Annotated in this window: 27 protein-coding genes; 11 read left to right on the forward strand and 16 right to left on the reverse strand. The window is 57.1% G+C overall.

Annotation, left to right across the window (positions count from 1 at the left end; genetic code table 11):
- Positions 1 to 4: 4 nt before the first annotated feature.
- From nusB to nrdR, 6 genes are all read right to left on the reverse strand, one after another.
- Positions 5 to 502 (reverse strand): transcription antitermination factor NusB, encoded by a 498-nt coding sequence (nusB, locus tag CKW23_RS14925; RefSeq protein WP_025262013.1) that lies wholly within the window; start codon positions 500 to 502, stop codon positions 5 to 7.
- Entirely contained in the window at positions 499 to 975 is a 477-nt protein-coding gene (gene ribE / locus CKW23_RS14930) for a 6,7-dimethyl-8-ribityllumazine synthase (RefSeq protein WP_025262014.1), read from the reverse strand. Before ribE ends, nusB begins: the two co-directional genes overlap by 4 nt.
- 130 nt (positions 976 to 1,105) lie before the next feature.
- Positions 1,106 to 2,197 carry a bifunctional 3,4-dihydroxy-2-butanone-4-phosphate synthase/GTP cyclohydrolase II gene (gene ribBA, locus CKW23_RS14935; protein ID WP_025262015.1) on the reverse strand — a complete coding sequence of 364 codons (1,092 nt, stop codon included), beginning with the start codon at positions 2,195 to 2,197 and terminating at the stop codon, positions 1,106 to 1,108.
- 17 nt (positions 2,198 to 2,214) lie between these two features.
- Entirely contained in the window at positions 2,215 to 2,877 is a 663-nt protein-coding gene (locus CKW23_RS14940) for a riboflavin synthase (RefSeq protein WP_025262016.1), read from the reverse strand.
- A gap of 47 nt (positions 2,878 to 2,924) precedes the next feature.
- Positions 2,925 to 4,070, reverse strand: a complete 1,146-nt coding sequence (ribD, locus tag CKW23_RS14945) for a bifunctional diaminohydroxyphosphoribosylaminopyrimidine deaminase/5-amino-6-(5-phosphoribosylamino)uracil reductase RibD (RefSeq protein ID WP_038400048.1) — start codon at positions 4,068 to 4,070, stop codon at positions 2,925 to 2,927.
- Positions 4,067 to 4,531, reverse strand: coding sequence for a transcriptional regulator NrdR (gene nrdR / locus CKW23_RS14950; RefSeq protein WP_025262018.1), 465 nt, complete (start codon positions 4,529 to 4,531; stop codon positions 4,067 to 4,069). Before nrdR ends, ribD begins: the two co-directional genes overlap by 4 nt.
- 203 nt (positions 4,532 to 4,734) lie before the next feature.
- Here nrdR and CKW23_RS14955 point away from each other — a divergent pair, with 203 nt between their 5' ends.
- From CKW23_RS14955 to trxA, 3 genes are all read left to right on the forward strand, one after another.
- A complete protein-coding gene (locus CKW23_RS14955; RefSeq protein ID WP_025262019.1) occupies positions 4,735 to 5,184 on the forward strand; it encodes a YbaY family lipoprotein in 450 nt (149 codons plus the stop codon).
- A complete protein-coding gene (locus tag CKW23_RS14960) occupies positions 5,181 to 5,834 on the forward strand; it encodes a methyltransferase (protein ID WP_025262020.1) in 654 nt (217 codons plus the stop codon). Before CKW23_RS14955 ends, CKW23_RS14960 begins: the two co-directional genes overlap by 4 nt.
- Positions 5,835 to 5,928: 94 nt before the next feature.
- Positions 5,929 to 6,801, forward strand: coding sequence for a thioredoxin (gene trxA / locus CKW23_RS14965; protein WP_095067793.1), 873 nt, complete (start codon positions 5,929 to 5,931; stop codon positions 6,799 to 6,801).
- 119 nt (positions 6,802 to 6,920) lie between these two features.
- Here the strand turns inward: trxA and CKW23_RS14970 are convergent, their stop codons facing one another.
- From CKW23_RS14970 to CKW23_RS14985, 4 genes are read right to left on the reverse strand one after another with little or no spacing between them, the layout of a single operon-like run.
- Positions 6,921 to 7,277: a hypothetical protein gene (locus tag CKW23_RS14970; protein ID WP_025262022.1), complete on the reverse strand. Its 357-nt coding sequence runs from the start codon at positions 7,275 to 7,277 to the stop codon at positions 6,921 to 6,923.
- A 40-nt stretch (positions 7,278 to 7,317) separates the two neighbouring features.
- A complete protein-coding gene (locus tag CKW23_RS14975; RefSeq protein WP_095067794.1) occupies positions 7,318 to 7,734 on the reverse strand; it encodes a nuclear transport factor 2 family protein in 417 nt (138 codons plus the stop codon).
- 12 nt (positions 7,735 to 7,746) lie between these two features.
- Positions 7,747 to 8,685: an aldo/keto reductase gene (locus CKW23_RS14980; protein WP_095067795.1), complete on the reverse strand. Its 939-nt coding sequence runs from the start codon at positions 8,683 to 8,685 to the stop codon at positions 7,747 to 7,749.
- Positions 8,682 to 9,743, reverse strand: a complete 1,062-nt coding sequence (locus tag CKW23_RS14985; protein ID WP_025262025.1) for a type III polyketide synthase — start codon at positions 9,741 to 9,743, stop codon at positions 8,682 to 8,684. Before CKW23_RS14985 ends, CKW23_RS14980 begins: the two co-directional genes overlap by 4 nt.
- Positions 9,744 to 9,951: 208 nt before the next feature.
- On the opposite strand from CKW23_RS14985, the gene CKW23_RS14990 reads away from it, so the two are divergent.
- The 5 genes from CKW23_RS14990 to CKW23_RS15010 all read left to right on the forward strand — a co-directional run bounded on the left by CKW23_RS14990 (position 9,952) and on the right by CKW23_RS15010 (position 13,912).
- Positions 9,952 to 10,530, forward strand: a complete 579-nt coding sequence (locus tag CKW23_RS14990) for a DUF2796 domain-containing protein (protein WP_025262026.1) — start codon at positions 9,952 to 9,954, stop codon at positions 10,528 to 10,530.
- A gap of 80 nt (positions 10,531 to 10,610) precedes the next feature.
- A complete protein-coding gene (locus CKW23_RS14995) occupies positions 10,611 to 11,321 on the forward strand; it encodes an ABC transporter ATP-binding protein (RefSeq protein WP_025262027.1) in 711 nt (236 codons plus the stop codon).
- 1 nt (position 11,322) lies between these two features.
- On the forward strand, positions 11,323 to 12,588 hold the full coding sequence (locus CKW23_RS15000) for an FtsX-like permease family protein (protein WP_095067796.1): 1,266 nt from the start codon (positions 11,323 to 11,325) through the stop codon (positions 12,586 to 12,588).
- An 11-nt stretch (positions 12,589 to 12,599) separates the two neighbouring features.
- Positions 12,600 to 13,121 carry a DUF3299 domain-containing protein gene (locus CKW23_RS15005; RefSeq protein ID WP_025262029.1) on the forward strand — a complete coding sequence of 174 codons (522 nt, stop codon included), beginning with the start codon at positions 12,600 to 12,602 and terminating at the stop codon, positions 13,119 to 13,121.
- Positions 13,122 to 13,225: 104 nt separating this feature from the next.
- Positions 13,226 to 13,912, forward strand: coding sequence for an OmpW family protein (locus tag CKW23_RS15010; protein ID WP_025262030.1), 687 nt, complete (start codon positions 13,226 to 13,228; stop codon positions 13,910 to 13,912).
- A gap of 54 nt (positions 13,913 to 13,966) precedes the next feature.
- Here CKW23_RS15010 and CKW23_RS15015 read toward each other — a convergent pair whose 3' ends face one another.
- From CKW23_RS15015 to CKW23_RS15030, 4 genes are all read right to left on the reverse strand, one after another.
- Positions 13,967 to 14,422 carry a hypothetical protein gene (locus tag CKW23_RS15015; protein ID WP_095067797.1) on the reverse strand — a complete coding sequence of 152 codons (456 nt, stop codon included), beginning with the start codon at positions 14,420 to 14,422 and terminating at the stop codon, positions 13,967 to 13,969.
- Between the two features lie 205 nt (positions 14,423 to 14,627).
- On the reverse strand, positions 14,628 to 15,557 hold the full coding sequence (locus tag CKW23_RS15020; protein ID WP_025262032.1) for an NAD-dependent epimerase/dehydratase family protein: 930 nt from the start codon (positions 15,555 to 15,557) through the stop codon (positions 14,628 to 14,630).
- Positions 15,550 to 16,434 (reverse strand): sugar nucleotide-binding protein, encoded by an 885-nt coding sequence (locus tag CKW23_RS15025; protein ID WP_095067798.1) that lies wholly within the window; start codon positions 16,432 to 16,434, stop codon positions 15,550 to 15,552. Before CKW23_RS15025 ends, CKW23_RS15020 begins: the two co-directional genes overlap by 8 nt.
- Positions 16,435 to 16,556: 122 nt before the next feature.
- Positions 16,557 to 18,725 (reverse strand): mechanosensitive ion channel family protein, encoded by a 2,169-nt coding sequence (locus CKW23_RS15030; RefSeq protein ID WP_051427754.1) that lies wholly within the window; start codon positions 18,723 to 18,725, stop codon positions 16,557 to 16,559.
- Between the two features lie 161 nt (positions 18,726 to 18,886).
- Here CKW23_RS15030 and CKW23_RS15035 point away from each other — a divergent pair, with 161 nt between their 5' ends.
- From CKW23_RS15035 to CKW23_RS15045, 3 genes are all read left to right on the forward strand, one after another.
- Positions 18,887 to 19,468 (forward strand): TetR/AcrR family transcriptional regulator, encoded by a 582-nt coding sequence (locus CKW23_RS15035; protein ID WP_025262035.1) that lies wholly within the window; start codon positions 18,887 to 18,889, stop codon positions 19,466 to 19,468.
- Positions 19,469 to 19,492: 24 nt separating this feature from the next.
- Positions 19,493 to 19,972 (forward strand): nuclear transport factor 2 family protein, encoded by a 480-nt coding sequence (locus CKW23_RS15040; RefSeq protein WP_025262036.1) that lies wholly within the window; start codon positions 19,493 to 19,495, stop codon positions 19,970 to 19,972.
- Positions 19,973 to 20,083: 111 nt separating this feature from the next.
- Positions 20,084 to 20,629, forward strand: coding sequence for a hypothetical protein (locus tag CKW23_RS15045; protein ID WP_025262037.1), 546 nt, complete (start codon positions 20,084 to 20,086; stop codon positions 20,627 to 20,629).
- Between the two features lie 588 nt (positions 20,630 to 21,217).
- Here CKW23_RS15045 and CKW23_RS15050 read toward each other — a convergent pair.
- Together CKW23_RS15050 and CKW23_RS15055 are read right to left on the reverse strand one after the other, a co-directional pair.
- Positions 21,218 to 23,221: an ATP-binding protein gene (locus tag CKW23_RS15050; protein WP_095067799.1), complete on the reverse strand. Its 2,004-nt coding sequence runs from the start codon at positions 23,219 to 23,221 to the stop codon at positions 21,218 to 21,220.
- 72 nt (positions 23,222 to 23,293) lie between these two features.
- Entirely contained in the window at positions 23,294 to 23,710 is a 417-nt protein-coding gene (locus CKW23_RS15055) for a hypothetical protein (protein WP_095067800.1), read from the reverse strand.

Consider the following 23,710-nt stretch of genomic DNA (forward strand, 5'->3'; position numbering starts at 1 on the left):
CCAATCAGCGCTTGTGGGCCTTCACTTCAGCTTCGCGCAGACGCGGCGCCAGCTTGTCCAGCACGCCATTGACGAACTTGTGGCCGTCAGTGGAACCGTAGACTTTTGCCAGCTCGATGCCTTCGTTGATCACAACGCGATAAGGCACGTCGATGCGCTTGAGCAGTTCGAACGTGGACAGGCGCAATACCGCCAGCTCGACCGGGTCCAGCTCTTCGACGGTCAGGTCAAGGCAAGGCTTGAGTGCGACATCGATTTCGGTCTTGTTGGTGGCAACGCCATGCAGCAACTCGCGGAAGTAAGCGCTGTCGACGTTACTGAAATCGTTGTCGACGCGAAACTGCGCTTCGATTTCGTTCAACGAATGACCTGCCATGTGCCACTGGTACAGCGCCTGGGTCGCGAGCTGACGCGCTTCGCGACGTTTGGCGCTCTTGCCTTTGGCTGCCTCGGGAGACTGGGCGTCACGCGGGTTGAACTGATCGCTATCGTCGGAAATCACTTGGCCTCCAACTGCGACAGCAGACTGACCATTTCAATGGCAGACAGTGCAGCTTCAGCGCCTTTATTACCGGCCTTGGTGCCGGAGCGCTCGATGGCTTGCTCGATGGAGTCGACAGTCAGTACGCCGAAAGCGACTGGAATGCCTGCGTCCATGGAAACCTGAGCCAGGCCTTTGACGCATTCGCCAGCCACGTATTCAAAGTGCGGAGTACCGCCACGGATCACTGCGCCCAGGGCGACGATGGCCGAGAACTCTTTGCGTTGGGCAACTTTCTGCACAACCAGAGGAATCTCGAAAGCACCCGGCGCGCGGATGATGGTGATGTCGCTTTCGCTCACGCCATGGCGAACCAGCGCATCGACAGCGCCGCTCACCAGACTTTCCACGACGAAGCTGTTGAAACGGCCAACTACCAAGGCATAGCGGCCTTGTGGGGCGATGAAGGTACCTTCGATGGTCTTCAAGGTCATTGGGGTGAGTCTCGTATTAAAGAGCAAGCCCGCATTGGGGCGGACTTTCAGGGATTGTAGGCCACGAATCGGAACTGCCGGGCCGGAACATGCAAAACACAAGCGTCAGCACGCAACGACCTGCCGGTATTTATTCGGAGGGCACGTATTCTACAACTTCCAGATCGAAACCGGATATCGCATTGAACTTCATTGGTGAACTCATCAGGCGCATTTTGCGCACGCCGAGGTCACGAAGGATCTGGGAACCGGCGCCAACCGTGCTGTATGTGGTCGGTGTCTTGATGACCTGTTGCCCGGCTTTTTCCCGGATATGGGCCAGCAGAACATCGCCATCGAGCGGGTGACCAAGCAACAGAACCACACCGCTGCCTGCCTCGGAAACCGCAGACATCGCGGCCCGCAGGCTCCAGCGACCCGGCTGTCTGACCATCAGCAGGTCGCGCAGCGGATCCATGTTGTGCACACGAACCAGGGTCGGTTCTTCTGCACATATATTGCCCAGGGTCAGCGCCAGGTGGACGTCGCCTTCAACGGAATCGCGGTAGGTCACCAGGTTGAAATGACCCAGCTCGCTGTCCATTGGCTGCTCGGCAATCCGCTGAACGGTACGTTCGTGGATCATCCGATAGTGAATCAGGTCGGCAATGGTGCCGATCTTGATGTCGTGTTCCAGGGCAAAGGCTTCGAGCTCGGCGCGACGAGACATGGTGCCGTCGTCGTTCATCACTTCGCAGATCACGCCGCTCGGCTCGAAACCGGCCATGCGCGCCAGATCGCATGCTGCTTCCGTGTGACCGGCACGGGACAGGGTTCCGCCTGCCTGTGCCATCAACGGGAAGATATGACCAGGGCTGACGATATCTTCAGCCTTGGCATCCTTTGCAGCCGCCGCCTGCACGGTGCGGGCACGGTCAGCGGCGGAGATGCCGGTGGTCACGCCTTCGGCAGCTTCGATGGACACCGTGAACTTGGTGCCGAAACCCGAACCGTTACGCGGCGCCATCAGCGGCAGTTTGAGGGTTTCACAACGCTCGCGGGTCATGGGCATGCAAATCAGGCCACGGGCGTACTTGGCCATGAAGTTGATGTGTTCGGCTTTGACGCATTCGGCGGCCATGATCAGGTCGCCTTCGTTCTCGCGGTCTTCATCATCCATCAGGATGACCATCTTGCCCTGGCGGATGTCTTCAACCAGTTCTTCGATCGTGTTGAGCGCCACTCGGCACCCCCTTCAATTCAGGATTTGAGGTAGCCGTTCTCGGCCAGAAAGCTTTCGGTGATCCCGCCATGGCCGGGCTCGGCAGCCTTGTCACCCAACAGCAGGCGCTCCAGATAGCGCGCCAGCAGATCCACCTCGAGATTGACCTTACGGCCCGGGCGGTAGTCGGCCATGATGGTCTCGACGAGGGTGTGCGGCACGATGGTCAGCTCGAATTCGGCGCCATTGACCGAGTTGACGGTCAGGCTGGTGCCGTCGACGGTGATCGAACCTTTATGAGCGATGTACTTGGCCAGTTCGCGGGGAGCGCGCACGCGAAACTGGATCGCACGGGCGTTATCTTCACGGGATACGATTTCGCCCACGCCATCGACATGGCCGCTGACCAGATGGCCGCCCAGACGCGAAGTCGGGGTCAGGGCCTTTTCCAGGTTGACCCGGCTGCCGGCCTTCAGGTCGACAAACGCGGTAACGGTCAGGGTTTCACGACTGACGTCAGCCCAGAAACCGTCGCCAGGCAGTTCAACGGCTGTCAGGCAGACGCCATTGACCGCGATGCTGTCGCCCAGTTTGACGTCACTCAGATCGAGCTTGCCGGTTTCCACGTAAACGCGGACATCGCCGCCTTTGGGAGTCAGGGCGCGGATGCTGCCGATGGATTCGATAATGCCGGTAAACATGGGTCCTCCGGGAGAACAAGGGCTGCGCGCTAAGCGAAAGCCGGGAATTATACGCCCTGAGCCGGAACAGGGAGAGCGATGACTCGCCAGTCATTGCCGACTGCGCGCATTTCTACAATCTTCAGCTCCAGGGCTTCGCTCATTTGTGCCAGCGGCAGGTCGAGCAGCGGGCGGGCCGTGGAGCCCATGAACTTGCCCGCGATGAAAATCTGATATTCGTCGACCAACCCCAGGCGGGTGAAAGCTCCGGCCAGACGCGGCCCCGCTTCGACCAGCACGTCATTGACGCCACGTGCCGCAAGCTCGACCAGCAACTTGCGCAGGTCAACATGGCCATCGTTGTTGGCCAGGGCCAGCATTTCATGGCCTTCCTCGTGATAACGGCTACGTGCCGACGCTGCGGCGCGGGTCGCAACGAGAGCGCTGCCGGCCTTGAAGAACGGTGCATCCAGCGGCACTCGCAGACGACTGTCGATCAAGACCCGCAAGGGCGGGCGCGTGGCAGCCAAGGCACTCAGCTCTGCATTCAGGCCCAGCTCGTCAGGGCGCACAGTCAGCCGCGCCTTGTCGGCCAATACCGTATCGGCGCCCGTCAGCACCACACTCGACTGCGCTCGCAGCCGTTGCACGGCGGAGCGGGCCTCAGGACCCGTGATCCACTGGCTTTCACCGCTGGCCATGGCCGTGCGACCATCCAGGCTCATGGCCAGTTTGACCCGCACATAAGGCAGGCCTTTTTCCATTCGCTTGAGGAAGCCCTTGTTCAGCGCACGGGCTTCAGCCTCCAGCACACCGCACTGAACCGCGATGCCAGCGCTCATCAAGCGCAGCAGACCGCGACCGGCCACTTCCGGATTGGGGTCCTGCATGGCAGCCACAACCCGGGCGACCCCGACATTGATCAGCGCATCGGCACAAGGCGGCGTACGACCATGGTGGCTGCAGGGTTCGAGGGTGACGTAAGCGGTTGCACCACGGGCCTTGTCGCCCGCCTGACGCAAGGCATGCACTTCGGCATGGGGCTCGCCCGCCCGCGCATGCCAGCCCTCGCCCACGATCTGGCCGTCATGCACGATCACGCAGCCGACACGGGGATTGGGATGAGCGGAATAGATGCCTTTGCGCGCCAGTTCCAGCGCACGGGCCATGTAATGGACGTCCAGAGCGCCTTGCTCAGTCAACGCTGTACTCATTCTTTACCCGGCTCACGAGCAAGACGCTCGATTTCCTCACGAAACTCGTTGAGATCCTGGAAGCGTCGATAGACCGAAGCAAAACGGATATAGGCCACTTCATCGAGCTTTTGCAGCTCGGTCATGACCAGCTCACCCACCACCAGGGATTTGACTTCACGCTCGCCAGTTGCGCGCAGCTTGTGCTTGATGTGCACAAGGGCAGCCTCAAGGCGCTCGACGCTCACAGGGCGTTTTTCAAGAGCCCGCTGCATGCCGGCCCGCAACTTTTCTTCGTCGAAGGGCTGTCGGCTACCGTCCTGCTTGATCAGGCGGGGCAGGACCAGCTCGGCGGTTTCAAAGGTCGTGAAACGCTCGCCGCAAGCCAGGCACTCGCGACGGCGACGTACCTGTTCGCCTTCGGCAACAAGGCGTGAGTCGATGACTTTGGTGTCATTGGCACCGCAGAAGGGACAGTGCATGGTGGCAGGCAACAAAAAATGGGGAGCGCCATGGTAGCGCATCCCGCTGGCAAGACAAGACTCCGGCAGCATACGAACACGGCTGCACACCGTTAATGCGTTATAAAAGTGCATCAAGGCGATGTGAAACTGCCTGCATTCGGTAATACTGCACCACGGCCTTTTTATCAGCCCTTTGTATTTTGTTTTTGTTGGAGCCGTTCATGACGTTACGCCCCATCGCCTTGCTCGGGCTCATCGGCCTGCTGAGCGCCTGCAGCAGCACTGAAGCCCCACAACCGGCTCCGGCCAAACCCGCAGTGGCAGCGCCCAAGGTTCCTGCAGGCCCTGGCCCGTTGTTGCCTCATCAACGGGAACTGAGCGGGCAGCTCTTGGGTGTACCTGCCAATGCAGAAGTCGAACTGGCGGTGCTGGTGATCGACGAGCGTGGCCGCCCGCAAAAACTGCTGACCAGCACCAAGCTGCAAGGCAACGGCCAGTCGCTGCCCTTTCAGTTGCGCTTCAACCCGGAAGCCTTCCCGGTAGGCCAGCGGGTCGAGTTGCGCGGACGTGCCAGCAAATCAGGCCAGTTGATCCTGCATCTGCCGTCGTTGCGTATCGAGCAACCCACCACTCAGGCATTGGGACAGTTACAGTTCGTCAGCGCGCCATGACTGCACCGCCAGCCCTTCAGCAGTCGCTGAGCCAGTTGCTTGGCGACGCCCGACTGGTCGCCACTGCGCTACCGGGCACCGAGCTGAAACTGTGGCTGATAGACGCCGACAACATGGACCGCGCCTTCAGCCCTGACGAGACACGCCGCATTCTGGAAGAGCCGCCTTACTGGAGTTTCTGCTGGGCCAGCGGCCTGGCGTTGGCACACTTTCTGGCCGAGCACCCGCATTGGGTCGCAGGCAAGCGTGTACTGGATTTCGGGGCGGGCTCCGGTGTTGCAGGCATTGCCGCTGTCAGGGCCGGTGCCGCCGAAGTGGTCGCATGCGATCTGGACCCGCTGGCGCTGGCGGCCTGCCGGGCCAATGCCGAACTCAATGATGTGCAACTCGGTTACTCGGCAGACTTCTTTGCCGAAGCCGATCGTTTCGACCTGATTCTGGTTGCGGATGTCTTGTATGACCGCGCCAACCTGCCGTTGCTGGATCAATTTCTCAGCCGTGGCCGTGAGGCACTGGTTGCGGACTCACGGGTCCGCGACTTCAGGCATGTCGCCTATCAACGCCTGGCGATGCTGCATGCCCATACCCTTCCGGATCTGGCAGAGCCCCACGAGTTTCGCGACGTCAGTCTATATCACGCCCGACGCTGAAGCGTCACCGTAGGTCTTGCCTTGATACTCGCCGCTTTCAGCAATGCCTTGAGGCCTTTATAGTTGGCGGCATTCAGATTTTGCGAGACACGCAATGAGCCAGGACACTTCTTACATCTTCGAGACAACCGCAGCGAACTTCGACCAGTTGGTGATCGACAAGTCATTCGATCAGCCCGTGCTGGTGGACTTCTGGGCCGAGTGGTGTGCGCCTTGCAAAGTGCTGATGCCGTTGCTGGAACAGATCACGGCGAGCTATCAGGGTGAATTGCTGCTGGCCAAGGTCAACTGCGATATCGAACAGGAAATCGTCGCTCGCTTCGGTATCCGCAGCCTGCCGACCGTGGTGCTGTTCAAGGATGGCCAGCCGGTGGATGGTTTTGCCGGCGCGCAGCCCGAGTCGGAAATCCGCAAGATTCTCGAACAGCATGTGGTCATGCCGCCTCCGCCAGCAGCCGATCCGCTGCAACAGGCTCAGGCGCTGTTCGCCGAAAGCCGTTTCTCCGATGCCGAAGCAGTGCTCAAGGTGCTGCTGGGCGAAGACAATACCAATGCCTCGGCACTGATTCTGTATGCGCGCTGCCTGGCTGAGCGTGGCGAGTTGGGCGAAGCACGCACCGTGCTGGATGCGGTCAAGAGCGACGCCCATAAGGCCGAACTTGCGGGCGCGAAGGCGCAACTGACGTTCCTGGCCGAAGCAGCCACGCTGCCGGATGCTGCAGAGCTGAAAACCCGTCTGGCGCAGAATCCGCTGGATGATGAAGCATCACATCAACTGGCCGTCCAGCAATTGTCTCGCCAGCAATATGAGGCGGCGCTGGAAGGCATGCTCAAACTGTTCATCCGCAACCGCAATTACGCCGAAGGCCTGCCGCACAAGACGCTGCTGCAAGTATTCGACCTGCTGGGCAATGACCATCCGCTGGTGACGACCTACCGTCGCAAGTTGTTTGCAGCGTTGTATTGAGCAGACCTTCCTGGCGATTTACCAGGGCTCTTCGCGAATGAATTCGCTCCTGCGGTGTAATGCCGATCAGTCAGGGGACACACAAAGTGATCTATGACCTTAACTGATCGGCATTATTCCTACGGTGAGCTGATTTCGACCCAGCTATACAGCGGTGCATCCGCGCCGCTTTCGACTTTCACATTGGCGCTATGACGCAGACGCACCAGCAGGCGTTTGCCAGCGGCGGTGCTGCCGGTCAGCCCTTCCAGTTTCCCCAGCAGATCCGGCCCACTGAGTTGTCCGGCCTTTTGCAGCAGGTCCCTGGCGGCCTGCCAGGTCCTGTCGTCCTGATTGACCGGCCTGTTTTCCACGACGCTGCTCACCTCGGGGGCGGCAGCCTTGAGCTGGGCACCCAGTTGCGCCCAGTCCCCGTCGTCCAGTTCCAGCGTCAAATCCACAGGCCATTGGCCGATGGTTCCACGAATACGTAACATGTTCTGTCCTCGCTTGACTGGCGCACATGCTCCCACAGCATCAGACACAGAGCCAGCGAGCGGCCCGAACATCATCCCCCATCAGAAAGCCGCCAAAGGCCCGTGCGTCATAGGCGTTTTCCCAGTGTTCGACGACCTTTCCGTCACGAAAGCGCCACAGCCCGCAGAACGGCATGCAGATGCTCTTGTCGGCGGACGTTACGCGCAGGTTGCCGAGAACCGTACCGAAATACTCATTGGCGATGATTTCCTGCACATCCATATGAAGCGAAGAGTGCGTCATAGCGATGAGTTCGACTTCATGACTGCGCACCGCCTCCTTGCCAGTGGCGGTGGGTGGGCAGGCGTTCTGATCGGCCTTGTGCAACACGATGTCATCATCCGCAAACTCGGCAATGCGGGTCAGATCCTTATAGATAGCGCGCAGGGTTTCGATATTCCGCTGGCAGGTGCTCATGGCATGCCCTCCTCAGCGCTCGGGACGCCAGGTCGGCAGCGAAAGGCTATCGACTTCCCGAACAATGGCTGAGCGTTGATCCTCATCCAGTTGCACGCTCACAGCCTTGGCGTTTTCCTCCAGGTGGGCGATGGACGTGGTTCCGGGAATCAGCACTATGTTCGGAGCATGATTGAGCAACCACGCCAGAGCCAGTTGTGAAGGTGTCAGGCCATAGTGGCTGGCTAGAGGCTGCAACGCGCTGTCAGGCCCGACAAGAGCGCCATGACCAAGCGGGAACCATGGAATGAACGCGACATTCAATGCCTGGGCCCGCTGCAATACCGGCTCATCGGTGCGATCGGCAATGTTGTAGAGGTTCTCGATGGCGGCAATGTTCGCCACACGATGGGCCTGCTCCAGTTGCTCCAGAGTCACGCCTGGCTGGTTGGATAATCCGATGTGGAGGATCTTGCCCTGCTCGCGCAAACGGACAAGCTCGCCCAGGGATTCGGCAAGCGGCACTTGCGGGTCAATGCTGTGCAATTGATACAAGTCGATACGCTCGACCTGAAGACGGCGCAAGCTCATTTCAACCTGCTGACGCAGATACTCGGGCCGCCCCAAGGGCACGATATACGGAGCGCCCGGCGCGCCATGTATCCAGTCATTGGGGCCGGACCTCAGCATTCCGCCCTTGGTGGAAATGATCAGATTCTCAGGATAGGGGTAAAGCGCATCGCGAATGATGTCTTCGTTATTGCCCGGCCCGTAGGAGTCTGCCGTGTCGAGAAAGGTGACACCCAGGTCATGCACGGCATGGCGCAATACCGCCTTGGCCTGCTCAGTATTCTCCGCTGGCCCCCACATGCCATAACCGGTCAGGTGCATGGCACCATAGCCCATGCGCTTGATGGGCGTGTCGCCTCCCAGTAAAAAAGCATCTGGCGCTAAAGCTGCTGTGGCAGTCATGGTAAAACCTCCCTGTTGTTCCATGTACCCAAGGTTATTTCCGCAGTGATACCGGGACCGAACCCGGCAATGATTCCGCGTGCGCCCTGATGAGCGCCGCCAGTCTCGAAAAGTCGGCGCAATGCATCCAGCACAACGGCCGATGCAATGTTGCCGTACTCGGTCAATGTGGCCCGGCTGTGCACGAACAGAGCTCCGTCCACGCCCAGGTAATGCGACAGGTCATCGAGAATCCGCGGACCACCGGCATGAATGATGTAGAAATCCAGGTCGTCGGCCTGCCAGCCATGAACTGCGGCTACCGAACGAAGCTCCGGCGCCAGTTGCTCCATGGTTCCGGGCACACGTCGATCAAGGCAGAAATGAAAGCCGGTGGCTTTGACGGCATAACTGATCCAGTCTTCGGTGCCCAGCACCAGACGCGAGCCATTACCCACCAACTGGATGCCTTCACCGCCCTGACCTCGCACCACCGCAGCCGCCAGCGCATCGCCAAACAGGCCATTGGACAGCAGATTGCCGACCGTCATGTCCGTGGGCTGATAACACAACGAACAGAACTCGCAGGCCACAATCAACACGTTGGCATCCCGATAAGCCAGGCAGAAATCATGGGCACGATTGATGGCCGAGCCGCCAGCCGCACACCCCAGTTGGGCGATGGGTATCTGCCGTGTATCGGTGCGAAACTCCAGCTCATTGATCATCCAGGCCGTCAGCGAAGGCATCATGAAACCGGTGCAGGACACATAAATGATCGCGTCGATCTGCCGGGGAAGCAGTTGGGCATTGGCCAGCGCCCGACTCACGACATCGGGAATGCGGGCCTTGGCTTCACGTTCATAGATGCGGTTACGCACCTCGAAGCCCGGATGCTCCAGGGTCTGCGCTATCGGTTGCACCAAATGGCGTTTGTTGACCTTGGTATTACGGATCAGACGCCGAACAAGCGCCAATTGAGGATGATGCGGGTGCAGGCTGGAAACGCTTGCCAGAGTCTCTTCAAGGCTGATCGTGAATTCCGGCACGGCAATGGCCGGACAACAAAGCGTTGGCATGACTCTCTCCCTGAGACTCGGTCCTGAACCGACAAATGCCTTCTTCATTTGACGGTAGGAGGAATTTCAGGCGCTATGAGATTGCTTCGTCATAACGTGAGTACCGCGTATGCCAAATTGAAGACACGGAGAAAAAACAGGTCACTCGCGCCATCAACTGTTATAAGATCACATAACAGATTTTTTCAAATCATGTCCGGAGTCCTTCATGCGCCGTCTGCTTCTCGCCCTACCCTTCGCCTTGCTGCCACTGGCCGTTGCCAATGCTGCCGAACCACACGATCACGAACACGAGCATGGCAGCCTGGGTGCGCATGAGCACGGCGTGGGTCGTCTGGATGTGGTCCTGTCGGGCAAGACACTGGAACTGGAATTCGAGAGCCCGGCGATGAACATCGTGGGCTTTGAACATGAAGCGACTTCCGCCGAAGACAAGGCCAAGCTGGCCAAGGCTCGCGAGCAACTGCTCAAGCCCAATGCCCTGTTCAGCATCTCGGATGCCGCCAACTGCTCGGCCACTTCGGTGAAGCTTGAAAGCGCGCTGTTCGGCGACAAGGATGACGATCATGATGACCACGGCAAGGACGGCGACGAGCATCACGAACACAGCGAAATCAAAGGCCATTACAAGTTCGTCTGCGACGCTCCGGCCATTCTGAAAAAACTGGACCTGAGCCAGATTTTCCTGACCTTCCCCGATACCAAGAAACTGCAGGTACAGCTGATCTCGCCAAGCGGCCAGTCTGGCGCAGAAGTGATTGCGGCAAACCCGTCGATCAAGTTCTGATTACCGCGTGCAGTCGAACGACCGGGCCTGGCCCGGTCTTTTACTTTTCATGTACACCTCAACACACCGTGAGTCAGGCTATGACCCAAGCACTTATCGAGCTGTCGGACCTGAGCTTCAACTGGCCGGGACATCCGCAACTGCTGGATATCCCGGCCTTTCGCCTGGAGCCTGGAGAAACACTGTTCCTCAAAGGCCCGAGCGGCAGTGGCAAGACCACCTTGCTGGGCCTGCTGGGTGGCGTACAGAAACCGGGGAGCGGCAGCATCCGTCTGTTGGGCCAGGACCTGTCGCAATTGTCGGCGGGTGCCCGAGACCGCTTTCGGGTCGATCACACCGGTTATATCTTCCAGCAGTTCAACCTGCTGCCGTTTCTTTCGGTGCGGGAGAACGTCGAGTTGCCCTGCCACTTTTCCAGAGTCCGCGCTGAACGGGCGAAACAGCGGCATGGCAGCGTCGGGCAAGCCACCAGCACGCTGCTCGCGCACCTGGGCCTGAAAGATCCAGCCCTGCTTAGCCGTCGCGCCGGTTCCCTCTCCATCGGGCAGCAACAGCGGGTGGCAGCAGCTCGCGCCTTGATCGGCCAGCCGGAACTGGTGATCGCCGACGAACCCACCTCGGCTCTGGATGCCGATACCCGGGAATCCTTCATTCGCCTGTTGTTCGCCGAATGCCGAGAAGCCGGTTCCAGCCTGTTGTTCGTGAGCCATGACCAGAGCCTGGCGCCGCTGTTCGACCGCAACCTGTCGCTGTCCGAACTCAATCGCGCTGCCGTCGACGTGGAGATTTGAGATGTATCTGTTTCGTCTGGCAATGGCCAGCCTGGCCAACCGCCGCTTCACCGCATTCCTCACTGTTTTCGCCATTGCCCTGTCGGTCTGTCTGTTGCTGGCCGTCGAGCGGGTGCGCACCGAAGCCCGCGCCAGCTTCGCCAGCACCATCAGCGGCACGGACCTGATCGTCGGCGCCCGCTCCGGCTCGATCAACCTGCTGCTCTACTCGGTGTTCCGCATCGGCAACGCCACCAACAATATTCGCTGGGACAGCTTCGAGCATCTGGCCAGCCACAAACAGGTCAAATGGGCGATTCCGATTTCACTGGGCGACTCCCATCGCGGCTATCGGGTAATGGGCACCAACGAATCCTATTTCGAGAATTATCAGTACGGCCGCCAGCAACACCTGACACTGGCCGATGGTCGTACCTTCCAGACCGACCCGTTTGAAGTGGTCCTGGGCTCGGAAGTCGCCAAGGCCCTGCATTACAAACTGGGCGACAAACTGGTCTTGGCACACGGCGTGGCGGCGATCAGCCTGGTCAAGCACGACGACAAGCCGTTCACGGTGGTGGGCATTCTGAAACCCACCGGCACACCGGTCGACCGCACGCTGCATATCAGCCTGGGCGGTATGGAGGCCATTCACATTGACTGGCACAACGGCGCACCTGCCCGAGGCAATGAGCGTATCTCCGCCGATCAGGCGCGCAACATGGACCTGACGCCGACGGCAATCACTGCGGTCATGCTGGGTCTGAACAGCAAGATTGCGACGTTCAGCCTGCAACGCGAGATCAATGAGTTCCGCGGCGAGCCATTGCTGGCAATATTGCCGGGTGTTGCCTTGCAGGAGTTGTGGAGCCTGATGGGCACGGCCGAAAAAGCCCTGTTCGTCATATCACTGTTCGTGGTGCTCACCGGCCTGATCGGTATGCTGACGGCTATTTTGACCAGCCTGAACGAACGTCGTCGTGAAATGGCGATCCTCCGATCAGTTGGCGCAAGGCCCTGGCACATCGCAAGCCTGTTGATTTTTGAAGCCTTTGCCCTGGCACTCGCGGGCGTCATCAGCGGCCTTGCACTGCTCTATCTCGGCATCGCACTGGCCCAGGATCTTGTACAAAACAGTTACGGTTTATACCTGTCGACTATGCCACCTGGCCAATATGAATGGAAATTGCTCGGTGGCATCCTTGCTGCCGCGCTGTTGATGGGGACTATCCCGGCATGGCGAGCCTACAGGCAATCGCTGGCCGATGGCCTGTCGATTCGCTTATGAGGAGCTTCACCATGCGGCGCCTGCTGATAACCCTGCTGTTCTCGGCCAGCACTTCGGTGTGGGCCGTCGAGCCGCGCGAGCTGACCTGGAACGACATGATTCCACCCGATGCACCTGTCGTGGCGCCGATTACAGCGCCGATGCACGACATGTCGAAGCTGTCCGATGCACTGGCCATGGAGTCAGCACCGGCAGCCAGACAACTGGCTCCCCATGCACCTGTCGTCAAGGCACTGGATGGCAAGCTGGTACGCCTGCCGGGTTACATCGTGCCGCTCGAGGTCAGCGAGGAAGGTCGAGTGACGGAGTTCTTGCTGGTGCCGTATTTCGGTGCCTGCATCCATGTTCCGCCACCGCCCGCAAACCAGATCGTACATGTCACCAGTGAACTGGGCGTGAAGGTCGATGAGCTGTATCAGCCTTACTGGATTGAAGGGCCGATGCAGGCAAAATCATCGACCAGCGAGCTGGCCGAGGCGGGTTATCAAATGCAGGCAGACAAGATTTTTGTCTATGAATTGCCGGATTCGTGAGGTTCCAGAGGGCTCTCAACCGTTTCATTGAGCTGTATCAAAGTCGCCTCAAAACAGCGCTTTAACATTAGCCCATAAAACTTATTGACCCCTTGGAGCCACTCATGAAAACGTCCTTGCTTCGCGCTTCTCTGATAGCCCTGGCCATCGCTGCTCCCACTGCCGCACAGGCCTATGAAGCGGGTGACTTCATCGTCCGTGCCGGTGCCGCACATGTTGATCCTCAAGAAGAGAGTGGTGAGCTGAAGTTCGATGGCAACAAAGTCTCCGGCACCAAGGCAAGCCTCAATGGCGATACCCAGCTCGGCCTGACCTTTGCCTACATGCTGACTAACCATATCGGTATCGAGCTGCTGGCAGCGACCCCTTTCAACCACACCGTTTCGGTCAGCGGCCTGGGCGCAGGACTCGACGGCAAGCTGGCCGATGTAAAGCATTTGCCACCGACCCTGTCCCTGCAGTACTACCCGATGGCGCCTTCGTCGAAGTTCCAGCCTTATGCGGGCATCGGCATCAACTACACCACATTCTTTGACAACGACCTGACCAGCAACCGCAAGGATCAGGGCTTCAGCAACCTCAAGCTCAAGGACTCGGTTGGCCTGGCCGGACAGTTGGGCATGGACTACCTGATCACTGACAACGTTCTGCTCAACGCCTCGGTCTGGTACGTCGACATCGACACCGAAGCCACCGTAGACGGCCCGGCCGGGCTGGGCTTCAACAAGACCAAGGTCAGCGTGGACATCGACCCATGGGTCTACATGGTCGGTGTGGGCTACAAGTTCTGATCGCTGCACCAGAACACACAAAGGCACCCTGATGGGTGCCTTTGTCGTTTTGGGCTAATCGCGGGTTATCTGAAACCGGGAGCCCTGCACATACGCGATAGAAATGCCAGGCTCTTCAGGTAATTGCAACTCGTAGAACACCAGCAGAAACCGCTCAGGCGTGAGTGGAGTACCGCTGTGAGTGCAATCGAAGAACTTGCTGATAACAAATAAAAGAGCGCCTATCGAAACGATAGCACCGGGATATATTTGAATGAGCTGCAAAAAAGTTGGCCCGGTCTGACTGCTGTAGCTGAGGGTTTCAGGACCAAACATGATCGTGAAAACACCAACCAGAATCATCAACCAGGAAGTAACGCGAAGCAACATATAGCATGTAGAACGGGACGTTCTCTCAACACCTCTTTCTTGTTCAAGATACTGTGAATACTCATTCACGAAGCCTGCCACGACCAACTCACACGGTACTTTTTCGACCCTGACGAAACGAACGTCGTTTTCACCCTGCATATCTCATACGCTCCGTTTAAAAAGGCGCTGGATGCGATAAGGCTATTCAAACGGTTTTGCGTTCCAAAAAAAAGCCAACTACATCTAATGCAGAAAGGTCCTACGAGATAAAAGGAAAAAGCTCTAGCCTGTAATAATCGCTGGCTACGATTACTGCCTGAAGGCCTGCTCCCACAAGACCATTGCGGGAACAGACACTCAATACTCAACGTCCCAGCAAACGCGCCAGCCCGACACTCAGCGGTGTCGTTTCTTCCAGCGTGAAACGCTCCAGCAGACGCCGGTTATCTGCCCGCGAATGACGAATGTCGCCAGAACGCGGGGCCTGATAACTGACTGGCGGCAGGCTCCCGACTACGCCCTTCAGAGCGCCCAACAGCTCATTGAGCGAAGTGGCTTTGTTCAGACCGACGTTGATCGCACCTTCAGCAGGGCTGGTCTGCTCCAGAGCCTGGGTCAGCAGCCTGGCCAGATCGCCGATGTAGAAAAAGTCCCGGGTCTGCTCGCCATCACCAAACACCGTGATCGGCAGCCCTTTCTCGGCACGCTCGGCAAAGATACTGATCACACCGGAATACGGTGACGATGGATCCTGACGCGGGCCGAAGATATTGAAGAAGCGGAAGATGACCGGCTCGAAACCGTGCTGGCGGCGATAGAAGTCCAGGTATTGCTCGCTGGCCAGCTTGTCCGAAGCGTAAGGCGTCAACGGCGACTTGGGCGTGTCTTCAGTGATTGACTCACCTTCGCCGTTGTTGCCGTACACCGCAGCACTGGAAGCGAACAGCACGCGTTTGATGCCCGCCTCGCGCATGGCTTCGCAGACATTCAAGGTGCCGATGAAGTTGCTCTGGTGGGTTTTGACCGGGTCTTCTACCGAGGCCTGGACCGAAGCAACTGCCGCCAGATGCACGACGGCCTGACACCCCCGGGCTGCACGAGTGACCAGGGCACTGTCGGCGACATCGCCTTCGATCAGCTCGATACGAGCATTATCCAGCGGCAGATTGCTGCGCTTGCCGGTCGAGAGGTCGTCAAGGATGCGTACCGCATACCCTTGGGCCAACAAGGCATCAGCCAGGTGGGAGCCAATGAAGCCAGCACCGCCGGTAATCAGGATTGGAGCGTCAGACATGTCGATAGTACCGATCCAGCAGGCTTGGCAACCCCGCACGCCAGGCGCGGGGCTTGATGCCGAAGGTATGGAGAATTTTCTTGCAGGCCAGAACGCCATGCTGCGGCTCTTGCGCGGCATCGGGCCGTGCGGCGTGGGCCTGGGCAGTGGGCGATTCGATAGCCAGAGGATGCAGCAGGCGCGCCTCGGTGAGAACAGCCTGCCCCAACGCCAATGGCGTCGTGGCCTCGTGACCGGCGTAGTGGTAGGTCCCCCACAACGGCGCCTCGCAGTCGAGCTGCTTGAGAACCGAAATGATGACCCGGGCAGCATCGTCGACCGGCGTCGGATTGCCGCGCCGGTCATCGGCCAGCAACAGTTCCTCCGGCTGTTCGGCGCGGGTCAGGAAGCGGCCCAGCACGCCATCGGCGCTGTCATCCAGCAACCAGCCAAAGCGTACCAGCAAATGTTGCGGGCAGGCCGCACGCACGCTCTGTTCGATACGCCACAAGGCCTGGCCACGCAGCCCCAAAGGCACGGGATCGTCCTTTTCGCTGTAGGCAGTCGCCCGCGAGCCATCGAACACTCGATAGCTGGAAGGCTGAACAAGAATGATGTTGTGGTGCTGACACAATTCGGCCAGGCGCTCCACGGAGCGTTCCTGGTGGGTCAGACGCGCTTCACTCACTGTCTCCGCCTGAAACCAGTCGAAGTAGTAAGCAAGGTTGATCAAGGCATCGGGACGGGTGTCATCGAGCAGTTGCGTCAGGCTCGCTGCGTCCCAACCGTCTTGCGGTGGACGCGGCGCGAGGAAACCAATGTCTTCCTCGGCACCCAGACGAATCAGCGCTTGCCCGAGGGCATTCCCGCCGCCCAATAGCATAAGGCGCATTCGCATAGAGTCAGCAGGCTCGGTAAATCATCAAGTAATCAGGTGAAAAACGCCTGCAAACATATCACGTTGACCGCTAACCCCCAACACTTGCAGCCAAGGAGCGAATTCATTGGCCGATGAATTCGCTACTCGGGTGCAGGTGCAGGTGCAGGCACCGGAGCCTGCGCCTGACCCGGACTCATTACCATCTGTGGATAAGTCTGGGCAAAGCGCACATCAGGATGTTTATCCACAAGTCGCTTGAGCCGTTCGTTGAAGGCCCGGCCTACGCTGTACTGCCCGCCCGACGAGGTGCGGAACTGGGCGGTCAGGACCACGCCATTGAGATCCATGCGGTCCACACCGAACACTTCCAGCGGCCCTTGCAGGTTGTTTTTGAGCAGAATGTCCTCGGTGATCGACTGCCCTGTTTCACGAATCAGCGCCAAGGCTTCGTCGATATCGGAGTCATAGGTGAACTGCACCGAGAAGAACGCATAGGCAAACTGCCGGGACTGGTTGGTGACGGCCTTGATCTGCCCGAACGGCACCGAATGCACGAAGCCTTTGCCGTCACGCAGGCGCACGGTACGAATCGTCAGGCTTTCCACCGAGCCGGAATGGCCAGTGCTGAGCACCACCCAGTCGCCGACGGAAAAGGTGTCCTCGATGATGATGAACAGGCCGGTGATGACATCCTGGACCAATTGTTGCGAACCGAAACCGATGGCCAGGCCCACCACACCGGCACCTGCCAGCAATGGCGCGACGTTGATCCCCAGGTTGGCCATGGTGGTAATCGCGCAGATCACCACCAGAATGATTTTCACCGCATTGCGCAACAACGGCAGGATGGTCTTGATTCGCGTACTGGGCTGACGCCCGTTGCGGTGATTGACCGGTGGCTTGAGAGCTTCCTGAATGGCCGTGTCGAGCACCACCCACAGCAGCCAGGTCACCAGAAAGATCAGACCGATGCTGCTCAGCGAATCGCTGATCACACGTCCGAGGGTATTGCGCTGGGCGAACTCGAACATCGAGAAGCCCCAGATCCGTCCCAGTATCTCGATGAACGCCACCGCCAGCGTAATCCGCAACATCGCATACACCAGCCGCAGCAGGCGCGCCTTGTACACATGTCCGCCGCGCCCTCCTTCTTCGGCAGGCTTGAACAGGTGCTCGAATACCGTGCTCAGGAACACCGTCGCGATCAGCAACAGCGTGGTGAACAGCGCACAACGCAGGGTTTGCTGACTGTCCTCGCCAGCACCGATGAGGTTGATGGCCGAAACCAGGATCATCAGCAGAATCGGCAAGTGCCAGAGGTTGGAGAATATTTTCAGGGATCGCTGCAATGCAGGCCTTTGCATGCGGCTGCTCAGGGAGCGGTTGCGAATCAGGTGAGCGATCGGGCGACGCACCTTGATCACCAACATGCAGAACACGACCGAAGCGAACAACCCGGTGAACACCGACACACTGGTGGTGAAGTTACTGCCTAACTGGCGGGCGATCTGCGGGCTGGTCAGCGCATCGCTCAGCGCCGCCAGAAAGCCGATGATGAACAACGGGCGCGGACTGTAGCGACGGATCATGCGTACCGCTGCACGCTTGTGTCCCGAGTTGAACATAACGATGACACACAGCAGCACCGACGTGGAGACGATGCCGCTGCTGGTCGCGTAAGCAAAACAGAGCGACAGCGCACGCCCCACGGAGGACGGCATAAAGTGACTGACGTACAGCGTCAACGGCAGGCAGATTATTGCGGGCAGCGTGAAAGGCAGCACGTATTTCAAAAGCGCCTGGCTGCGCTCACGGACCTGAAGAAACGGGCGTCGACTCAGACGGACCGCCAGAAAACGTCCCAATGTCGTCAGCACCGCAAACGCACCGATCCACACCACCGACAGAATCAGGAAATCGCCCACCACGCTCCACGGAGAACGTGCCGTGCGCTTGTTGACCAGATCACCAATCTCATCAGCGGCACGGTCAGCCCGCAAGCGCCAGGCATCCCACAGGCTTTCGTCCAGATTGAGCGTTTTTTGAATGTCATCGATGCTGGTGCTGATCGCCCCGAGCAGACCACCCTGCACCAGAATCTCGGCAGCCGGTGGTTCGGTCTCTGCAGCTTTTTCCTCGGGCTTCTCAGCGGCCTTCTCGTCAGGTTTGTCAGCCTTTTTCTCAGCAGACTTGTCATCGACAGGAGCCGCTGCCGCCATAGGGAGAGCCGGCACGTCGGCGGCCTGAACGTGAAAGCTGCCTGCGCAAAACAGGAGCCCCAACAGGATCAAGGTTCTTAACTGAGACACCGGGCAGCTTCTCCTTCGTTGAATGGCAGACAGAGCAAAAACTCCATGCAACTGATCCCGGTTCGGGCCGCAAGTTCGATCACAACTGCAAATGCATGGCATTTCAGAATCAAACTGAAGGGGCTTGACTGAGGTAGAACGCTCGTTCTACTCTTTTACCCATGACGACTAAAACACCCTCCCCCGTGCAAGACAAGATTCTGCAAACCGCCGAAGCACTGATCTATCGCGTCGGCATTCACGCCATGGGTATGGACTTGCTGGTGCGTACCTCTGGCGTGGCCCGCAAGAGCATCTATCGCTACTTCGCGACCAAGGACGAGATTGCCGCACAGGCATTGAGCGCACGCGATATCCGCTGGATGCAGTGGTTCAGAACTGAAACCGACAAGGCCGAAACACCCGAGGAACGCATCCTCGGCATGTTTACAGTGCTCACCGGCTGGTTCGAGTCCGAAGGCTTTCGGGGCTGCGCCTTTATCAATACCGCAGGCGAAATCGGCGATCCTGAAGACCCCGTGCGCCTGATTGCCAAGGATCACAAGCAGAAGCTGCTCGATTACGTGATCCAACTGTGTGAACAACTTTCCGTGTCGGCGCCTGAAGCGCTGGCCAGGCAACTGCTGATCCTGATTGATGGAGCCATTACCCAGGCTCTGGTGATGGGCGATCACGCGGCTGCCGACAATGCCCGTGAGGTGGCCCGCCTTCTGCTCAAGACCGCCAGCCTCTCAACTCCCTGACACCCAAAGCCCCGAGGTTCCACCATGTCCGCCACCGCTCAGCCACGCCCGCCGTTACCGCCCTTCAGCCGCGAAACCGCCCTTCAAAAAGTCCGCCTGGCTGAAGATGGCTGGAACAGCCGGGACCCGGAAAAAGTCTCCCTGGCCTACACCGAAGATACCCAATGGCGAAACCGCGCCGAATTTGTCACCAATCGTGAACAGGCCCGGGATTTCCTCGCCCGCAAATGGGCAAAGGAGCTGGACTATCGCTTGATCAAAGAGCTCTGGGCCTTCACCGACAACCGCATCGCCGTGCGCTATGCCTACGAATGGCATGACGATTCGGGCAACTGGTTCCGTTCCTATGGCAACGAAAACTGGGAGTTTGAAGAGAACGGGCTAATGGCCAGACGTTTTGCCTGCATCAACGACCTGCCGATCAAAGAGTCGGAACGCAAGTTCCACTGGCCGCTGGGTCGCAGACCGGATGACCATCCGGGGCTTTCGGAACTGGGGTTGTAATAACGTTTATTGCGAATGAGTTCGCGACAGGGCGGCGGCAGAATTCAAAAAGGATCCTACGCTGAAGGGGCTGTTCTTTGGCTCAATTGTCAGGTTCCCCGGAGAGGTTCAATGCCCAGACTTATCGCCGCCCTGCTTGCACTTGTCCTGACGCCAACTGTTTGCCTTGGCAGTGAAGGCGACGATCAAGCCAACTCGTTCGCCAAAATCTACGCATCGCTTTGCATGAAGAACCTTTTAGATCTTGAAGCTCTCAGAACACAGCTGAAGCCTATGCCAAAGCTTCCCCCTGACAAGGCAGCACTATTCCTGGCAGGCCACCCCGGAGACGCTTGGCCTGTTCCAGACAAATCGGGACTCTTTGTACTGAGCCTTCCTGCCGGGAAGAGTTTTTGCTCGGTACATGTCCGCAGGGCAAATACTGCGACTGTAATAAAGCTGTTCACTCAACTGGTCGCAAACCCACCCTCCCCGCTCACCGCCAAACTATTGAAGAATGAGCAAAAACAAACCGCCTTGAATGGACCGACACAAACCATTTCCTATGAATGGTCAGTTCCAAATGCGAAGCGGACAATGATGTTCACGCTTACGACAGCCTCATCCAATTCGGCACAACTGCAGGTGCTGGGGTCGGCGGCGATGATCAGCCGGTGAAATGTGCACAAACAAACTTGCAGCAAGCTGCCTCCCACGAAGTGATCATGCCTTAGCTGATCGGCATTACTCTGGGCCTCGCCATCCAGGCACCGATAGCCTTAGCCCGAAGAGCCAGAAAAAACCATCATGACTTTCTGATAGGCCAGAAACGCAAAAACCCCCGCAATGCGGGGGTCTCAAGCCTGAACTTCATGAAAGTCCAAGTAGCTTTTTAGAACGGTTGTTAATACCTAATAGCGCTAATGACACCTAGCTTCCAGTACAAAACTGCTATTTTACTTGGCAAAACCAGAGTCAGTCGATTTCACAAGGAAAAAATGTAAAATATTTCGTAAAGTATTGATGGCAGATAGCAGTGAAACTTTACACTTTAGATTTATCAGCCGGGACCCGAACTGAAAATCACCCTAAACCGGCTTTCGACGGCTTAACCATATTGGGAGTGAAAAACTATGCCGGCCAAAATTTTACAGCGGTGGAAACCCGCTGAAAGGTTGCATCTGCCGGTGACAGACTGCAACCGGTCCAGGGCCCGTTTCGGCACTGAACCGGCTCTCAGGTAAAGGCTAATGCTCTAGAGAATTTTTAAGCGCTAGCTCGCTGGACAGCATCTTCAAGCCAGCGAAGTGATCGCCTATAGTGAGCAATATCTGCTCCGTCAGCATCTTTCGCATGGGTGTCTGGCCGATCATTTACTAACTCTGCGTGCTCTTTTAGAAGGCGGAGATCATTGAAAATCGGCGAAAAAAGATCCCATTCCTTCTCTATCAACCTTACAAGCTCTGACCAAAGAAGCTTCTCAATCAAGTCGTCAGCCGGAAGATGCTTTAGCTTGTCAAGCCGGTGCTTTTCAATACTCCTTTGTATGCGACCTGAAGGAGTACCTTTTGACTTATCCTGAAGGCAAGAAAATTTTATAAAATTCAGTGCAAGTCCGCGCAATCTTTTTTCAAGCTTATTTCGACTGGCATTAATAAGTGCTAACTCGTCCGCCCACTCATCAAGAGTAAACAACAGATTCTGAGCGTTCACCTGCCCCACTTCAACAGCGGGCGCTGACGTGGAGGCATGCCTTCTCTCGTATAATCTCAAGCCTTCTTCGATCATGATGCTGCCAAGTTGAATTTTCCCTAACTTCTCTTGCAACACACCGTATCTCAACAATGTAGATGTTAGAATATCTGACTTGCTGCAAATCTGACCGTCCAAAACTTGCTTGGCAGGACCATAGACTTCAGGATGCACTCTAAAAAGATGATTTAGTGCTACCTCCGCAATTGCCGCACCCTCAACCTCAACAAAATCTCTTACTAATCGCTGCGCAGTTTCTTCCTGTACCGCGCAAGGTCTATCCCTAATATCAATGTGCCGGTGAATGTACGAGCACGCTTTGCGGGTCCAGTAAGGCATATTTCCACATGCATTACCAATCCATTCGGCAGTAGCATCATCAAACGTGAGCCCCGCAACTTTAGATGTAGCCCTAATCATTGCAGCACTGGCACTAGGCGCGAGAGGCGAAAGATATTCGTCTGGAATGAATGCCAAGACGGCATTTTCTACGCCCTCAATTGACTCCTCCTTAAACCATTTACTTGATACACCACACACGAAAAGAGACAGCTTCTTTTCGAGCCGCGCACACTCCTGTACTACTACACGAAGATTTCGCCAGAAAGGATTGAAATCAGCGGTCCATGCTTCTTTAGCTGTTGGGCTGCCTGGGGTGATGTAATCGACCTCATCAAAGAATATGATTACCGTCCCATCGGTATTTTGAATTGCCTTAAGCAGAGAGGCTCTCGCGTCGGTGAGTGCTAGCTTTACATTCCGTGTACGAAAGGCTTCGGCGTATCTGGGGTTACTCACGGACGCTGCCGTAACGGATTCCGATATAGAACTCAGCAACTGTGCCGCAGTTTGCTCCCATATATCGTCCTTAGAGCAGTCAATCATGATAGACACACAATCCTGATGCGTCCGAGCCTCATGAAGTATTCGATTTAAGATAGACGTCTTGCCAATCTTTCGAATTCCCAAAGATGATCTGATCTGCCCATTTCGCAGTTGTCGCGCGATATCTAAAGCTTCAGTGCGCCGCCCGAAGAACCTGGCATCATCGGAGACAGGTCCTGTAACATCAAAGGGATCATTTGAGAAAAAATCTTGCAGAAGGTCTCGCTCAAACGTTGCAGGATCGCTAATCGCATCTCGGGCAGAAATTGGAAGAATGGCTAAGCCCTGTTCTCTCCCCCAGTTTTTGAGCTTTCTATTACCTTCCGGATCGGCATGAACTACGATTGCGAGCGCTCCCTCCAGCCTTCCATGCGATTCGGAAATTTGCGTCTTTAGAGCTTGGATCGTACGCTGCTGCTGATCTTGAAAATTTGTGATCAGTACGATCACCTCGCGATCAGTCGAGAATATTTTTGAGAGTCGCTTGTTTGGCTTTATAAATAAAACACCGTACAGCCCCTTCTCATATTCAAATGTAGATAGTGGGTTGGTTATTGATACAAGTCCGGCTGATGCGCGCTCAAATTGCTCTGCGAGCCCGGTGAGCTCTTGTTGAATCGATTCACGTGCCATTTTTTGTCCCTCAATACGTGACGGAGTGTCCTTGATTAAAAATTTTACTTAATTACAAGCAATCTTAGGGATTTATGACCTCAGTTTCTCAGACGAGTCACGGTCGACCTTAGGCAAAAGAGCCTCTAACTTCTCCTTTGACATTCCGAACTTGTAGGCATTGTACTGCCATCTAATAAATCGCTCGAGCAGCCTGTCATTATCTTCTTTTAGGCGATTATTCTCGCCCTCCAGGCGGCGAATCCGCTGCTCCGCGATACTCAAGCTAGCCGGCCTTCTGGAAGAAATATAACCTGACTTTGTACGAGCCTTGTAACCTAAGTAAGCATTCTTAATCTGTTCATGAGCGTTTAACGTCTGTCGTGTTGGGCGCGAACCGATCAGCTTCGCGCCTTCTTCACATAAAGCTTCCCATGTCAGTTTCCCTTCCCAAACGTCAATAAGTGCAACGAGGGCTTCGATATTCTTTATGGTGAGATGTTTCGCCAT

The organism is Pseudomonas sp. Irchel 3A18 (assembly GCF_900187465.1).
Classification (GTDB): Bacteria; Pseudomonadota; Gammaproteobacteria; order Pseudomonadales; family Pseudomonadaceae; genus Aquipseudomonas; species Aquipseudomonas cichorii.

Excerpts from the sequence above, each read along its gene's own strand:
- CKW23_RS15055 (WP_095067800.1), bottom strand. The coding sequence starts at position 23,710 with ATGGCGAAACATCTCACCATAAAGAATATCGAAGCCCTCGTTGCACTT.
- CKW23_RS14940 (WP_025262016.1), bottom strand. The coding sequence starts at position 2,877 with ATGTTTACCGGCATTATCGAATCCATCGGCAGCATCCGCGCCCTGACT.
- CKW23_RS14970 (WP_025262022.1), bottom strand. The coding sequence starts at position 7,277 with ATGTTACGTATTCGTGGAACCATCGGCCAATGGCCTGTGGATTTGACG.
- CKW23_RS14985 (WP_025262025.1), bottom strand. The coding sequence starts at position 9,743 with ATGCCAACGCTTTGTTGTCCGGCCATTGCCGTGCCGGAATTCACGATC.
- CKW23_RS15020 (WP_025262032.1), bottom strand. The coding sequence starts at position 15,557 with ATGTCTGACGCTCCAATCCTGATTACCGGCGGTGCTGGCTTCATTGGC.
- trxA (WP_095067793.1), top strand. The coding sequence starts at position 5,929 with ATGAGCCAGGACACTTCTTACATCTTCGAGACAACCGCAGCGAACTTC.
- ribE (WP_025262014.1), bottom strand. The coding sequence starts at position 975 with ATGACCTTGAAGACCATCGAAGGTACCTTCATCGCCCCACAAGGCCGC.
- CKW23_RS15000 (WP_095067796.1), top strand. The coding sequence starts at position 11,323 with ATGTATCTGTTTCGTCTGGCAATGGCCAGCCTGGCCAACCGCCGCTTC.
- CKW23_RS15005 (WP_025262029.1), top strand. The coding sequence starts at position 12,600 with ATGCGGCGCCTGCTGATAACCCTGCTGTTCTCGGCCAGCACTTCGGTG.
- nrdR (WP_025262018.1), bottom strand. The coding sequence starts at position 4,531 with ATGCACTGTCCCTTCTGCGGTGCCAATGACACCAAAGTCATCGACTCA.
- CKW23_RS15045 (WP_025262037.1), top strand. The coding sequence starts at position 20,084 with ATGCCCAGACTTATCGCCGCCCTGCTTGCACTTGTCCTGACGCCAACT.
- CKW23_RS15010 (WP_025262030.1), top strand. The coding sequence starts at position 13,226 with ATGAAAACGTCCTTGCTTCGCGCTTCTCTGATAGCCCTGGCCATCGCT.
- CKW23_RS15050 (WP_095067799.1), bottom strand. The coding sequence starts at position 23,221 with ATGGCACGTGAATCGATTCAACAAGAGCTCACCGGGCTCGCAGAGCAA.
- CKW23_RS15015 (WP_095067797.1), bottom strand. The coding sequence starts at position 14,422 with ATGCAGGGTGAAAACGACGTTCGTTTCGTCAGGGTCGAAAAAGTACCG.
- CKW23_RS14990 (WP_025262026.1), top strand. The coding sequence starts at position 9,952 with ATGCGCCGTCTGCTTCTCGCCCTACCCTTCGCCTTGCTGCCACTGGCC.
- CKW23_RS15035 (WP_025262035.1), top strand. The coding sequence starts at position 18,887 with ATGACGACTAAAACACCCTCCCCCGTGCAAGACAAGATTCTGCAAACC.
- CKW23_RS14980 (WP_095067795.1), bottom strand. The coding sequence starts at position 8,685 with ATGACTGCCACAGCAGCTTTAGCGCCAGATGCTTTTTTACTGGGAGGC.
- CKW23_RS15025 (WP_095067798.1), bottom strand. The coding sequence starts at position 16,434 with ATGCGAATGCGCCTTATGCTATTGGGCGGCGGGAATGCCCTCGGGCAA.
- CKW23_RS14955 (WP_025262019.1), top strand. The coding sequence starts at position 4,735 with ATGACGTTACGCCCCATCGCCTTGCTCGGGCTCATCGGCCTGCTGAGC.
- CKW23_RS14995 (WP_025262027.1), top strand. The coding sequence starts at position 10,611 with ATGACCCAAGCACTTATCGAGCTGTCGGACCTGAGCTTCAACTGGCCG.
- CKW23_RS15040 (WP_025262036.1), top strand. The coding sequence starts at position 19,493 with ATGTCCGCCACCGCTCAGCCACGCCCGCCGTTACCGCCCTTCAGCCGC.
- ribD (WP_038400048.1), bottom strand. The coding sequence starts at position 4,070 with ATGAGTACAGCGTTGACTGAGCAAGGCGCTCTGGACGTCCATTACATG.
- CKW23_RS14975 (WP_095067794.1), bottom strand. The coding sequence starts at position 7,734 with ATGAGCACCTGCCAGCGGAATATCGAAACCCTGCGCGCTATCTATAAG.
- CKW23_RS14960 (WP_025262020.1), top strand. The coding sequence starts at position 5,181 with ATGACTGCACCGCCAGCCCTTCAGCAGTCGCTGAGCCAGTTGCTTGGC.